Below are 12,756 nucleotides of genomic sequence, written 5' to 3'. Positions count from 1 at the left end.
CTCTTCGCGGGTGAACCCGCTCCTACAGGGGGGCTCGCTTTTTTCGCGCCTGTCGTGGCTTGTTTGGGGTCGCCTTGCTTCCAGTCGCTTTGCTCTTCCCGCCACCGCGACGTTTCTTTTTCCAGGGCGGGGCCGCCCCGGCCGCTGGCCCGCTGATGGTCATGCGCATGCCGCTGCAACGCTCGACCAGCTTGCCCATCCACGCTGACTGCCGGGCGACGAACTCGTCCAAGGTCATCTCGCCGCTTTGCACCATGTCCAGCGCCTGCTCCCAGATCGCCGTGGTGCCGGGGTCGGCAATCGCGCGGGGAACAGCGTCGATCAGGCTGAAGGCCGCAGGTGTGGCCGACAACGCCTTGCCGTTCTTTACCAGGTAACCGCGGTCGAGCAGACCTTGGATAATGCTGGCGCGGGTGGCCTCGGTGCCGATGCCGGTGGTTTCCTTGAGTTTCTGCTTCAGCCGAGGATCATCCACCAGCTTGGCCACGTTTTTCATCGCTTTGATCAGGTCGCCTTCGGTAAACGGCTTGGGCGGCTGGGTCCACAGGTCTTTCAGTTGCAGGCCGTTTACGTTGCAGTCCTGGCCTTCGCGCAGCGCTGGCAACACCTGGGCCGGTGGTGCCTCGCGGCCTTTGGCCGGGGTCAGCGCTTCGGGCAAGGCGCGGCGCCAGCCCGGCTCGACGATCTGTTTGCCCACAGCACGCAGCGCATGACCGGCGCAGTCGAAGTCGGCCTGGGTGCGGTCGTACTCATGGTTGGGCAGGAACTGCGCCAGATAGCGGGCGCGGATCAGGGTGTACACGGCCTTGTGCTTGGCCGGCAGGCGCGAGGGGTCGCTGGCGGCGGCGGTGGGGATGATGCCATGGTGAGCGCTGACTTTGGCGTCGTTCCACGCCCGCGAGCGGCGTTGCGGCTCCAGGTAGGGCTGCAGCGGCGCAAGGCTGGCATCGGCCCGTTGCAGGGCGGCAAGGATGGCGGGTGCCTCGGCGTGCTGGCTTTGTGGCAAATAGCCGCAATCGCTGCGCGGGTAGGTGATCAGCTTGTGTGTTTCGTACAGTGCCTGGGCAATGTCGAGGGTTTCCTGGGCGCCGAGGCCGAACTTTTTCGAGCACAGCTCCTGCAGGGTGCCAAGGTCGAAGGGCAGCGGTGCCGCTTCGCGCACACGCTCGGTCGCCACCTTTACCGCTCGGGCAGTGCCGGCATGGCCGATGTCGGTGGCGGCCTGCTGTGCCAGGCTTTGCTTCAGGCAGCGGCCTTGGTCATCGCAGGCGTCTTCGGGAGCGCGCCATTGGGCATTGAAGCGTTGGCCGGCGTGTTCCAGCTGTACGTCGATGGCCCAGAACGGCACCGGCACGAAGTTGGCGATGCTGCGATCACGGTCGACCACCAGGCGCAAGGTCGGCGTTTGCACGCGGCCTACCGGCAGCACACCCTGGTAGCCGGATTGGCGGCCCAGCAGGGTGAACAGCCGGCTCATGTTCATGCCGATCAGCCAGTCGGCGCGCGAGCGGCCCAACGCCGAGTGGTACAGGTTGAACGTCTCGTGGCCTGGCAGCAGGCGTGCCAGGGCCTTGCGGATGGAGGCGTCGTCCAGTGCCGACAGCCACAGGCGCTGCACCGGGCCTCGGTAGCGGCAATGCTCGACCAGCTCGCGGGCAATCATTTCGCCTTCGCGGTCGGCGTCGGTGGCAATCACCAGCTCCCGCGCTTCACCGAGCAGGCGCTTGACCGCCTTGAACTGGCTGGCAGTCTTGGGCTTTACCAGCATCTTCCACTTGTCTGGAATGATCGGCAGGTCGGCCAGGTTCCAGCGCTTGTAACGTTCGTCGTAGCTGTCGGGCGGGGCGGTTTCCAGCAGGTGGCCGATGCACCAGGTTACGCAGATGTCGGTGCCTTGCCAGCAGCCGTCGCCTTTGCGGTGGGCGCCGAGCACTTTGGCGATGTCTTTTGCCTGGGAGGGTTTTTCGCAGAGAAACAGGCGCATGGCCGGGGACGCTTCATCGGGGTGGTGGGCCATAGGATGCGCAAGCGGGGGCGCAGAGGCAAGTTTTATCTGGATGGATGTACAGGTTTTTTGTCAGCGGGGATGTATATCGCCTGAGCCGGCCTCTTCGCGGGTAAACCCGTTCCTACAGGGAAGCGCGGTGCTTGTAGGAGCGGGTTTACCCGCGAAGCGGCCAGTGCAGGTTATGGATCAGGCGCGCGAGTCGCGCACCATGTCGACATGCGGGATGCCAGCTTCGAGGAATTCCTCGCTGACTACGCGAAAGCCCAGCCGCTCATAGAACGGCGTGGCGTGCACCTGGGCGCTGAGCATCTGCTGTTTCAGGTCGCGGTTCTGCGCTTCGACGATGACCGCATTGACCAACGCATCGCCCACCTTCAGGCCACGCCAGTCCTTGAGCACCGAGATGCGCCCGATGGTGCCGTCGGCCAGCAGGCGCGCAGTACCGATTGGATAGTCGCCTTCCAGGGCCAGGAAGTGCAGGGCGTCCTGGTCTTCCGAATCGAACTCCAGCTCTGGTGGAATGTGCTGCTCGGCGACGAACACGGCTTCACGGATACGGCGGATGTCGGCGTTGTCTTTGTGCCAATCGGCGAGGCGAACGCTGATCTTATTCATTGGCGAATCCCAGGCTCCCTTGTTTGACCAGCTGCTGTACCAGCATCAGGCCATCCTCATCCTGCAGCCACTCGGCCAGGTTATCGATGTGCAGGGCGTCGGCCGCACATACCAGCTTCAGCAGCTCTCGCAGTTTGCCAGGCAGTGGGCAACTACGGCCGCTGGCGAACAGCAGCAGGTCGTCTTCGAATTCGGACCAGGCCAGGCGTGCGCTGGGGTTGCGGATCAGGATGGCGCCTTGCTCAAGGGCATTGATCAGCTCTTCCTCGCTCAGCTCTTCGCCAACGATCTGCTCGGGGTAGCGCGGCTCGGTCATGAACTGGCCGAACCAGGTCAGCAGCAGGTCCTTGTCGCCCATGTGCTTGTCGAGCAGCGCCTTGAGGCGGTCGAGGGCATCGTGCTGGATCTGGTGCGGGTCGCTGACCGGCTGGGCGTCGGCGTCGCTGTAGCGCTCTTCGTCGGGCAGGAACTGGCCGAGGAAGTCGGTGAAGTGGGTCAGCACTTCGGCAGCGCTCGGTGCGCGGAAGCCGACCGAGTAGGTCAGGCAGTCATCCACGGCCACGCCGTAGTGGGCCAGGCGCGGTGGCAGGTAGAGCATGTCGCCGGGCTCCAGGGTCCACTCGCCGCTCTGCTCGAACTCGGCCAGGATACGCAGGTCGGCGTGCTCCAGCAGCGGGCTGTCACTGCTGCACATCTGGCCAATTTTCCAGTTGCGCTGGCCGTGGCCTTGCAGCAGGAACACATCGTAGTTGTCGAAGTGCGGGCCGACGCTGCCACCCGGGGCGGCGAAGCTGATCATCACGTCATCGATACGCCAGCTGGGCAGGAAGCGGAAGTTTTCCAGCAGTTCGGCTACTTCCGGAACGAACTGGTCAACGGCCTGTACCAGCAGGGTCCAGTCTTTTTCCGGCAGTTCGGCGAAGGTGTCTTCGTTGAACGGGCCGCGGCGCAGCTCCCACGGGTGTGCGCCGTGCTCCAGCACGATACGCGACTCGACTTCGTCTTCCAGGGCCAGGCCGGCGAGCTCGTCGGGGTCGATCGGGCTGATGAAGTCCGGGAAGGCCTGGCGTACCAGCAGCGGCTTCTTCTGCCAGTAGTCGCGCATGAATTCGCGGGCCGAGATGCCGCCGAGCAGCTGCAGTGGAGTATCAGGATTCATGTTCAACCTATTGAAAAAACGTAATTTTCGTACGGGAATAAAAACGCCCGGCCAGGCCGGGCGTTGTACGCGACGCTCAGCTTAGATGCGTTTGGCCTGGGCTGCCGCGTTACCGATGTAGGTAGCGGGGGTCAGCTGCTTGAGCTCGGCCTTGGCTTCGGCTGGCATGTCCAGGCCGTCGATGAAGGTCAGCAGCGCTTCTGGGGTGATGCCCTTGCCACGGGTCAGCTCTTTGAGCTTCTCGTAGGGGTTTTCGATGTTGAAGCGGCGCATCACGGTCTGGATCGGCTCGGCCAGCACTTCCCAGCAGGCGTCCAGGTCGGCGGCGATGCGAGCTTCGTTGACTTCCAGCTTGCCGATGCCTTTCAGGCTGGCCTCGAAGGCGATGACGCTGTGGGCAAAGCCCACGCCCAGGTTGCGCAGCACGGTGGAGTCGGTCAGGTCACGCTGCCAGCGCGAGATCGGCAGCTTGCTGGCCAGGTGCTGGAACAGCGCGTTGGCGATACCCAGGTTGCCTTCGGAGTTTTCGAAGTCGATCGGGTTGACCTTGTGCGGCATGGTCGACGAGCCGATTTCGCCGGCGACGGTCTTCTGCTTGAAGTAACCCAGCGAAATGTAGCCCCACACATCACGGTCGAAGTCGATCAGGATGGTGTTGAAGCGGGCGATGGCGTCGAACAGCTCGGCGATGTAGTCGTGCGGCTCGATCTGGGTGGTGTACGGGTTGAACTGCAGGCCCAGCTCGTCTTCGATGAAGGCGCGGGCGTTTTCTTCCCAGTCGATCTGCGAGTAGGCCGACAGGTGGGCGTTGTAGTTGCCCACGGCGCCGTTGATCTTGCCCAGCAGCGGTACGGCGGCAACCTGGGCGATCTGGCGCTCCAGGCGATACACGACGTTGGCCAGCTCTTTACCCAGGGTGGTCGGCGAAGCCGGCTGGCCGTGGGTGCGCGACAGCATTGGCACTTCGGCGTGGGCGTGGGCCAGGGCGCGGATGGCGTCGGCGACCTGGCGCATCAGCGGCAGCAGCACTTCGTCACGGCCGGCGCGCAGCATCAGGGCGTGGGACAGGTTGTTGATGTCCTCGCTGGTGCAGGCGAAGTGGATGAACTCGCTGACCTTGGCCAGCTCAGGCAGCTTGGCGGCCTGCTCCTTGAGGAGGTATTCAATGGCCTTGACGTCGTGGTTGGTGGTGCGCTCGATTTCCTTGACGCGCTCGGCGTGCTCCAGCTTGAAATCGGTGGCCAGGCTGTCCAGCAGGGCGTTGGCTTCGGCGGAGAACGCCGGCACTTCGCCGATTTGCGGGTGGGCGGCCAGGCGCTGCAGCCAGCGCACTTCGACCAGGGCGCGGAAACGGATCAGGCCGAATTCGCTGAAAATGGGGCGCAAGGCCTGGGTTTTGCCGGCATAACGGCCGTCTACAGGGGAAACCGCAGTGAGCGAAGAAAGCTGCATGGGGTGTTCTCGGACAGTCAGGCTTTTGGAAGGGCGCATATCATACATGAAAAATGCGCCTGGGTCGGGTGGCTGACCAAAGGTCGGCCCAATTTGGATCTGGTGGCAGACCCTGTGGGAGTGGGCATGCCCGCGAACACCGGCGTAGCCGGTGCCATACACCGCGTCGCCTGCTTCGCGGGCACGCCCGCTCCCACAAAGGGCTGCCCAGCCCGTCAGTTGGGGCTGCGCATCATGTCGTACAGTTCGTTCAGCAACTTGCGCCGGCTGAACACCAGTTGCCAACGGTGCCCGCCCAGCTGCCGCCACAGTCGCGCGGCGCGGATGCCGGCCAGCAGCAGGGCGCGGATCTTCGAGGCATTGTTGGGCTGCTGCAGGAAGCGCATGTCGCCATGCACCTGGATGCGCTGGCGCAAGGTGCTCAGGGTGTCCTGGTACAAGGCTCCACTGGAAGCGATGACGTTTTCGTGAACCAGGCCGAAATGCTCGGCCTGCGACTGGATTTGCGGCAGGCGGTTGCCGATGGTGTCCAGCAGGTCGCCACGCTTGTTCAGCTGGCGCTCCAGGCCCAGCATCGACAGGGCGTAGCGCAGCGGCTCGCGTTGCAGGCTGTTGGGGTCGCGCTCAAGGGCGCCGATCAGCGCTCGGTAGCCGTCACGCAGGTTCAGGTCGTCACCGCCGAACACCTCCAGGGTGTCCTTGGGGTCGCGCACCAGCAGGCTGCCCAGCATGCAGCCGATATTGGCTTCACTGGCCTGGCCGGTGCGGGCGATGCGGTCGACAAGCACGGCGGCCTGGAACACACCACCCAACGCGATCAGCTGCTCCTGCAGGTTGCTCATGCGCGCGGGCTCCACGGCTCGGCAGCCTCGATCACGCCGCCGCCCAGGCACACTTCGCCATCGTAGAACACCACGGACTGGCCCGGCGTCACGGCGCGCTGAGGCTCGTCGAACACGGCGCGGTAGCCGCTGGCGGTGCGTTCCAGGGTGCATCGCTGGTCGCTCTGGCGGTAGCGCACCTTGGCAGTCAACTGCCGTGGGCTGTCGAGGTCGATCGGGTTGACCCAGAAAATTTCCGAGGCCAGCAGGGCGCGGGAGAACAGCCATGGGTGCTCGTTGCCCTGGCCGACCACCAGCACGTTGCGGGCCAGGTCCTTGTGCAGCACGTACCACGGCTCGTCACTGGCATCCTTCAGGCCGCCAATGCCCAGGCCCTGGCGCTGGCCGATGGTATGGTACATCAGGCCATGGTGGCGGCCGATCACTTCACCTTCGGTGGTTTCAATGTCGCCTGGCTGGGCCGGCAGGTACTGCTTGAGGAAGTCGCTGAAGCGGCGCTCGCCAATGAAGCAGATGCCGGTGGAATCTTTCTTCTTGGCGGTGGCCAGGCCGTGCTTTTCGGCGATGGCGCGTACTTCGGGCTTTTCCAGTTCGCCGACCGGGAACAGTGTGCGGGCGATTTCCTGGCCGCCGACGGCGTGCAGGAAGTAGCTCTGGTCCTTGTTCGGGTCCAGGCCCTTGAGCAGTTCGGTGAGCGCGCCAGTATCGCGGCGGCGCACGTAGTGGCCGGTGGCGATCAGGTCGGCACCCAGCGACAGGGCGTAGTCGAGAAACGCCTTGAACTTGATTTCGCGGTTGCAGAGGATGTCGGGGTTGGGTGTGCGGCCGGCCTTGTATTCCTCAAGGAAGTGCTCGAACACGTTGTCCCAGTATTCGGCGGCGAAGTTGGCGGTGTGCAGCTTGATGCCGATACGGTCGCACACGGCCTGGGCGTCGGCCAGGTCTTCACGGGCGGTGCAGTATTCGGTGCCGTCGTCCTCTTCCCAGTTCTTCATGAACAGCCCTTCCACCTGGTAGCCCTGCTCGATGAGCAGAAGGGCTGAGACGGAAGAGTCCACGCCGCCGGACATGCCGACGATGACGCGGGTCTTGGCGGGGTCTTTAAGTGCTGGGCTGGTCATGGGTACCGGTGTGTATCAAGGGGGAAAAACGCCGATTCTATCAAACCCGCGGCGCCGCGTCAGTCGCGTAGCAGGTCGAGGCTGTGCAGCGGGCCTTTGAGGTAGTCATCCAGGCAGCGCGGCACCAGCTCGCTGCGCCAGCGAGTGGGGTCGGCCAGCAGTTCGTCGCGGGTCAGCCACACGGCGCGGACGATGTCGCTGTCCAGTGCCAGGTCGGCGTGATGGCGCACGGGGCGGGCGGCGAAGCAGACGCGCTGGTAGGTCACGCCGTTGCTGGGGGCGGTGTACAGGTAGATGCCGACCACGCCGGTCAGCTCGACTTCCCAGGCGGTTTCTTCCAGGGTTTCGCGCAGGGCGGCCTGGGGCAGGGTCTCGTTGGGTTCGAGGTGGCCGGCAGGCTGGTTGAAGACGTGCTGGTTGGCTTTGAATTCCTCGACGAAGAGGAACTTGCCTTCGTGCTCGACGATGGTGGCGACGGTGATGTGGGGTTGCCAGGTCATTTGCCATGTCCTTTCAGATTGCCGGGACCGCCTTGCGGTCCTTCGCGGGCTCGCCCGCTCCCACAGGTGCAGTGCAGGTCTTGCTGGCAGCACCTTCCTGTGGGAGCGGGCAACCCCGCGAAGGGCTGCGCAGCGGCCCCGATCCAGAAAGCACAAACCCCGGTGCGTGGCCGGGGTTTGTGCTGTTACTTCAAGCGAACCTTACAGGGCGGCGATGGCGCTGTTCAGGGTCTGGCTTGGGCGCATCACCTTGGCGGTCAGCTCGGCATCCGGGGCGTAGTAGCCGCCGATATCGGCTGGCTTGCCTTGAACGGCGTTGAGCTCGGCGACGATGGTCGCTTCGTTCTCGGCCAGGGTTTTTGCCAGTGGTGCGAAGCGTGCCTGCAGGGCAGCGTCGTCCGTCTGAGCGGCCAAGGCCTCGGCCCAGTACAGGGTCAGGTAGAAGTGGCTACCGCGGTTGTCGATACCGCCGACTTTGCGCGACGGCGACTTGTTGGTGTCGAGGAACTTGCCGGTAGCCTGGTCCAGGGTGTTGGCCAGAACCTTGGCGCGCGGGTTGTCGTAGGTGTTGCCCAGGTGCTCCAGGGAAGCGGCCAGGGCCAGGAATTCACCCAGCGAGTCCCAACGCAGGAAGTTCTCTTCAACCAGCTGCTGCACGTGCTTCGGAGCCGAACCGCCGGCGCCGGTTTCGAACAGGCCACCGCCGTTCATCAGCGGCACGATCGACAGCATCTTGGCGCTGGTGCCCAGTTCCATGATCGGGAACAGGTCGGTCAGGTAGTCGCGCAGCACGTTGCCGGTCACCGAGATGGTGTCCTTGCCTTCGCGGATGCGGGCCAGGGAGAACTTGATGGCGTCGACCGGTGCCAGGATGCGGATGTCCAGGCCGGTGGTGTCGTGATCTTTCAGGTACTTCTGCACCTTCTCGATCATGACGCCGTCGTGGGCGCGAGCCGGGTCCAGCCAGAACACCGCCGGGGTGTTGCTCAGGCGGGCACGGTTGACGGCCAGCTTGACCCAGTCCTGGATCGGCGCGTCCTTGGTCTGGCACATGCGGAAGATGTCACCGGCTTCGACGTTCTGCTCCAGCACGACGTTGCCCTTGCCATCGACTACGCGAACCACGCCGTCAGCCTTGATCTGGAAGGTCTTGTCGTGGGAGCCATACTCTTCGGCTTTCTGCGCCATCAGGCCAACGTTCGGCACGCTGCCCATGGTGGTCGGGTCGAAGGCACCGTTGACCTTGCAGTCTTCGATGGTGGCCTGGTAGATGCCGGCGTAGCAGCGGTCCGGGATCACGGCCTTGGCGTCTTGCAGTTCGCCTGCGGCGTTCCACATCTTGCCCGAGTCACGGATCATGGCCGGCATCGAGGCGTCGACGATCACGTCGCTCGGCACGTGCAGGTTGGTGATGCCTTTGTCGGAGTTGACCATGGCCAGGGCCGGGCGCTCTGCGTACAGGGCCTGGATGTCGGCTTCGATCTCGGCCTGCTTGTCGGCTGGCAGGTCCTTGATGCGGGCGTACAGGTCGCCGATACCGTTGTTGGCGTTGAAGCCTACTTCGGCCAGGGCAGCGGCGTGCTTGGTCAGCACGTCGTTGTAGAATTCTTCGACGATGACGCCGAACATGATCGGGTCGGAGACCTTCATCATGGTGGCTTTCAGGTGCACCGACAGCAGCACGCCGGCGGCCTTGGCATCGGCGATCTGCTCGGCGATGAAGGCTTTCAGGGCCTTGCGGCTCATGGTGGCGCAGTCGATGACTTCGGCGGCTTTGACGGCGGTCTTTTCTTTCAGCACGGTGGTGCTGCCGTCTTTGCCGACCAGCTCGATGCGCAGGCTGTCGTCAGCTTCGATCAGTGCGGCTTTTTCGCTGCCGTAGAAGTCGCCCTGGGTCATGTGGGCAACGTGCGACTTGGAGTCAGCGGCCCAGGCGCCCATCTTGTGTGGGTGCTTGCGGGCGTAGTTCTTGACCGACAGCGGCGCGCGGCGGTCGGAGTTGCCTTCGCGCAGCACCGGGTTCACGGCGGAGCCCTTGATGCGGTCGTAGCGGGCGCGGGATTCTTTTTCTTCCGCGGTGGCCGGCTCGTCGGCGTAGTCAGGGATGTTGAAGCCCTTGCCTTGCAGTTCCTTGATCGCGGCTTTGAGCTGCGGTACCGAGGCGCTGATGTTCGGCAGCTTGATGATGTTGGCTTCAGGGGTGGTAGCCAGCTGGCCCAGTTCCGCCAGGTGATCGCCTACTTGCTTCTCTGCGCCCAGTTGCTCCGGGAAGGCGGCAAGGATACGGCCAGCCAGGGAAATGTCGCGAGTTTCGACAGCGATGTCAGCCGAAGCGGTGAACGCTTCGATGATCGGCAGCAGCGAGTAAGTGGCGAGGGCGGGGGCTTCGTCGGTGAAGGTATAGATGATCTTGGAACGGGTGGGCATGCGGGTTAACTCTCTGTGTGCTGAGCGTGCTCGAGTCTCGTGGTGCGCAGGGTAGGCGCATCGCCCTGGTAGCACCATGAGCGGAAAGTCGAGAGGCTGCGAGCGGTGATGGTGGATGCATCAGTCGAGCGTCAAGTGCTGAGCTGCGGTAACAACCCAGGCTTTATGGCCATTCATGGCCTAGGGCGGTCCGCATTTTCCTGGGATTCGCCCCGATGACCCTTCGGTCGCGGCGGAGTATACCAAACCATTTGGGCTAATCAGCAAGGCCAAGTGATATCGGCCCATTTATAAGACCAAAGACTAAGCGGCAATGCGGCGGGTTGTCGCATGCCTTGCAGGTCGGCAGATGTGGTTTAGGCTCAGTGGATCGCACGATGTCCAAACCACACCCGACAGCGGAGTAGTGCAAGCATGGGATACCAGAAAATCAAGGTTCCGACCGGCGGCAGCAAGATCACCGTCAATGCAGATCATTCGCTCAACGTGCCTGATCATCCGATCATTCCTTACATCGAAGGCGACGGGATCGGCGTCGATGTTTCGCCGGTCATGATCAAGGTGGTTGATGCCGCCGTGGAGAAGGCCTACGGCGGCAAGCGCAAGATTGCCTGGATGGAGGTGTACGCTGGCGAGAAAGCCACCCAGGTGTATGACCAGGATACCTGGCTGCCGCAGGAAACCCTCGATGCCGTGCGTGATTACGTGGTATCGATCAAAGGCCCGCTGACCACCCCGGTCGGTGGCGGCATCCGCTCGCTCAACGTGGCCCTGCGCCAGCAACTGGACCTGTATGTGTGCCTGCGGCCGGTGCTGTGGTTCCAGGGTGTACCGAGCCCGGTGAAAAAGCCTGGCGACGTCGACATGGTGATCTTCCGCGAGAACTCCGAAGACATCTATGCCGGCATCGAGTGGAAGGCCGGGTCGCCTGAGGCGAACAAGGTGATCAAGTTTCTCAAGGAGGAAATGGGGGTCACCAAGATCCGCTTCGACCAGGACTGCGGTATCGGCGTCAAGCCGGTGTCGAAGGAGGGTACCAAACGTCTGGTGCGCAAGGCCCTGCAATACGTGGTGGATAACGACCGCGAATCACTGACCCTGGTGCACAAGGGCAACATCATGAAGTTCACCGAGGGTGCCTTCAAGGACTGGGGGTACGAGGTGGCGCGTGACGAGTTCGGCGCTGAACTGCTCGATGGCGGCCCTTGGATGAAGTTCAAGAACCCCAAGACCGGTCGCGAGGTCATCGTCAAGGACGCCATCGCCGACGCCATGCTGCAGCAGATCCTGCTACGCCCGGCCGAGTACGACGTGATCGCCACCCTCAACCTCAACGGTGACTACCTGTCCGATGCCCTGGCGGCGGAAGTGGGTGGTATCGGCATTGCCCCGGGCGCCAACCTGTCCGACACCGTGGCCATGTTCGAGGCCACTCACGGCACGGCACCCAAGTATGCCGGGCAGGACAAGGTCAACCCGGGCTCGGTGATCCTCTCGGCCGAGATGATGCTGCGCCACATGGGGTGGACCGAGGCCGCCGACCTGATCATCAAGGGCACCAATGGCGCCATTGCGGCCAAGACCGTGACCTACGATTTCGAGCGGCTGATGGAGGGGGCCAAGCTGGTAAGCAGCTCAGGCTTTGGCGATGAAATGATCAAACACATGTAAGGCAACAGAAAACCGGTCGCCTCCTGTAAAGAGGCGGCCGGTTTTTTCGTCTATCGGCACAGCGCAGGCAGTCAGGCTTTTGCAGTTTCGCTTTGCGGCTCGCCCAGGGTTCTGGCAGCCTCTGCTGCAGCGGCCGCGGCATCTTTGATTTCGACGGCGTGCAAGCCTTTGGGGCCCTGGACGATGTCGAATATCACGGCCTGGCCAGCCTTCAGGGTCTTGTATCCGTCCATTCGGATGGCGGAATAATGGGCGAACAGGTCATCGGATTTACCTTCCTCATTGATGAATCCATAGCCCTTGGCATTGTTGAACCACTTGACTTTACCGCTTGCCATCCCTATGTCCCTCTGCAAAGGACTCCATCACTGGAGTATCATCCACTTCATCCGCATACGAACCTTGCGAAAAATCTGGTTGACTGCGCGGATCTTTATCGACCACGGTGGGTTCTTATTGGTTGTAACACCGTTTTGCCGATAGTCAAGGTCACGCGGCGCCTGCGCTGGCGGTGGCCTGTGCAGTCAACCCGAAACCTTAACCTGACGCTCATGATGAAATTCTTTCCATGCATGCACCTAGTGAGATTCGACTAACATTCAATCAGGATCGCCCGCAATCGAATGAGGACGACGGCTCAGGTCTTGCAGTTCAGGAAGCCAAGCCGATCCTGCAGGCGCCACCGATGTACAAGGTGGTTTTGTTCAACGATGACTACACGCCAATGGATTTCGTCGTCGAAGTGCTCGAGACGTTCTTCAGTCTGAACCGCGAGCTGGCGACCAAGATCATGCTGACCGTCCATACCGAGGGGCGGGCAGTGTGCGGATTGTTTACCCGTGACATCGCCGAAACAAAGGCTATGCAGGTCAACCAATACGCCAGGGAAAGCCAGCATCCGCTACTCTGTGAAATCGAGAAGGACGGTTAATCGCCGACCACTTGGGTATGAGGTGAAGCT

The 12,756-nt window shown here is 62.9% G+C and carries 11 protein-coding genes; 2 read left to right on the top strand and 9 right to left on the bottom strand.

Annotated elements, in window-relative coordinates; all coding sequences use genetic code 11:
- Positions 1 to 22: 22 nt before the first annotated feature.
- The 8 genes from C4Q27_RS01630 to C4Q27_RS01590 all read right to left on the bottom strand — a co-directional run bounded on the left by C4Q27_RS01630 (position 23) and on the right by C4Q27_RS01590 (position 10,124).
- Positions 23 to 1,984 (bottom strand): DNA topoisomerase III, encoded by a 1,962-nt coding sequence (locus C4Q27_RS01630; protein ID WP_104887832.1) that lies wholly within the window; start codon positions 1,982 to 1,984, stop codon positions 23 to 25.
- A 210-nt stretch (positions 1,985 to 2,194) separates the two neighbouring features.
- Complete coding sequence (locus C4Q27_RS01625) at positions 2,195 to 2,623, bottom strand: GNAT family N-acetyltransferase (RefSeq protein WP_003251237.1); 429 nt, start codon at positions 2,621 to 2,623, stop codon at positions 2,195 to 2,197.
- Complete coding sequence (locus C4Q27_RS01620) at positions 2,616 to 3,782, bottom strand: cupin domain-containing protein (protein ID WP_014590368.1); 1,167 nt, start codon at positions 3,780 to 3,782, stop codon at positions 2,616 to 2,618. The genes C4Q27_RS01625 and C4Q27_RS01620 overlap by 8 nt, the downstream gene beginning before the upstream one ends.
- Before the next feature lie 81 nt (positions 3,783 to 3,863).
- Positions 3,864 to 5,234, bottom strand: coding sequence for an adenylosuccinate lyase (gene purB, locus C4Q27_RS01615; RefSeq protein WP_010954819.1), 1,371 nt, complete (start codon positions 5,232 to 5,234; stop codon positions 3,864 to 3,866).
- 215 nt (positions 5,235 to 5,449) lie between these two features.
- Positions 5,450 to 6,076, bottom strand: coding sequence for a high frequency lysogenization protein HflD (hflD, locus tag C4Q27_RS01605; RefSeq protein WP_010954818.1), 627 nt, complete (start codon positions 6,074 to 6,076; stop codon positions 5,450 to 5,452).
- Positions 6,073 to 7,197: a tRNA 2-thiouridine(34) synthase MnmA gene (gene mnmA, locus C4Q27_RS01600; protein WP_064491931.1), complete on the bottom strand. Its 1,125-nt coding sequence runs from the start codon at positions 7,195 to 7,197 to the stop codon at positions 6,073 to 6,075. The genes hflD and mnmA overlap by 4 nt, the downstream gene beginning before the upstream one ends.
- Positions 7,198 to 7,256: 59 nt before the next feature.
- On the bottom strand, positions 7,257 to 7,697 hold the full coding sequence (locus tag C4Q27_RS01595) for an NUDIX hydrolase (RefSeq protein ID WP_010954816.1): 441 nt from the start codon (positions 7,695 to 7,697) through the stop codon (positions 7,257 to 7,259).
- A 201-nt stretch (positions 7,698 to 7,898) separates the two neighbouring features.
- Positions 7,899 to 10,124 carry an NADP-dependent isocitrate dehydrogenase gene (locus tag C4Q27_RS01590; protein WP_010954815.1) on the bottom strand — a complete coding sequence of 742 codons (2,226 nt, stop codon included), beginning with the start codon at positions 10,122 to 10,124 and terminating at the stop codon, positions 7,899 to 7,901.
- A 414-nt stretch (positions 10,125 to 10,538) separates the two neighbouring features.
- On the opposite strand from C4Q27_RS01590, the gene icd reads away from it, so the two are divergent.
- Positions 10,539 to 11,795, top strand: a complete 1,257-nt coding sequence (gene icd, locus C4Q27_RS01585; protein ID WP_104886351.1) for an NADP-dependent isocitrate dehydrogenase — start codon at positions 10,539 to 10,541, stop codon at positions 11,793 to 11,795.
- A 71-nt stretch (positions 11,796 to 11,866) separates the two neighbouring features.
- Here the strand turns inward: icd and cspD are convergent, their stop codons facing one another.
- On the bottom strand, positions 11,867 to 12,133 hold the full coding sequence (gene cspD / locus C4Q27_RS01580) for a cold shock domain-containing protein CspD (protein WP_014590372.1): 267 nt from the start codon (positions 12,131 to 12,133) through the stop codon (positions 11,867 to 11,869).
- A 230-nt stretch (positions 12,134 to 12,363) separates the two neighbouring features.
- On the opposite strand from cspD, the gene clpS reads away from it, so the two are divergent.
- Positions 12,364 to 12,726, top strand: coding sequence for an ATP-dependent Clp protease adapter ClpS (clpS, locus tag C4Q27_RS01575; protein WP_003251220.1), 363 nt, complete (start codon positions 12,364 to 12,366; stop codon positions 12,724 to 12,726).
- Positions 12,727 to 12,756: the final 30 nt, after the last annotated feature.

The organism is Pseudomonas sp. SWI36, from assembly GCF_002948105.1.
Lineage (GTDB): Bacteria > Pseudomonadota > Gammaproteobacteria > Pseudomonadales > Pseudomonadaceae > Aquipseudomonas > Aquipseudomonas alloputida.
The sequence above is the reverse complement of the archived record's forward strand: the minus strand, read 5'-3'. Positions and strand labels throughout refer to the sequence as shown.

Coding starts and splice junctions, on each gene's coding strand:
- C4Q27_RS01630 (WP_104887832.1), bottom strand. CDS start 1,984: ATGCGCCTGTTTCTCTGCGAAAAACCCTCCCAGGCAAAAGACATCGCC.
- C4Q27_RS01625 (WP_003251237.1), bottom strand. CDS start 2,623: ATGAATAAGATCAGCGTTCGCCTCGCCGATTGGCACAAAGACAACGCC.
- C4Q27_RS01620 (WP_014590368.1), bottom strand. CDS start 3,782: ATGAATCCTGATACTCCACTGCAGCTGCTCGGCGGCATCTCGGCCCGC.
- purB (WP_010954819.1), bottom strand. CDS start 5,234: ATGCAGCTTTCTTCGCTCACTGCGGTTTCCCCTGTAGACGGCCGTTAT.
- hflD (WP_010954818.1), bottom strand. CDS start 6,076: ATGAGCAACCTGCAGGAGCAGCTGATCGCGTTGGGTGGTGTGTTCCAG.
- mnmA (WP_064491931.1), bottom strand. CDS start 7,197: ATGACCAGCCCAGCACTTAAAGACCCCGCCAAGACCCGCGTCATCGTC.
- C4Q27_RS01595 (WP_010954816.1), bottom strand. CDS start 7,697: ATGACCTGGCAACCCCACATCACCGTCGCCACCATCGTCGAGCACGAA.
- C4Q27_RS01590 (WP_010954815.1), bottom strand. CDS start 10,124: ATGCCCACCCGTTCCAAGATCATCTATACCTTCACCGACGAAGCCCCC.
- icd (WP_104886351.1), top strand. CDS start 10,539: ATGGGATACCAGAAAATCAAGGTTCCGACCGGCGGCAGCAAGATCACC.
- cspD (WP_014590372.1), bottom strand. CDS start 12,133: ATGGCAAGCGGTAAAGTCAAGTGGTTCAACAATGCCAAGGGCTATGGA.
- clpS (WP_003251220.1), top strand. CDS start 12,364: ATGCATGCACCTAGTGAGATTCGACTAACATTCAATCAGGATCGCCCG.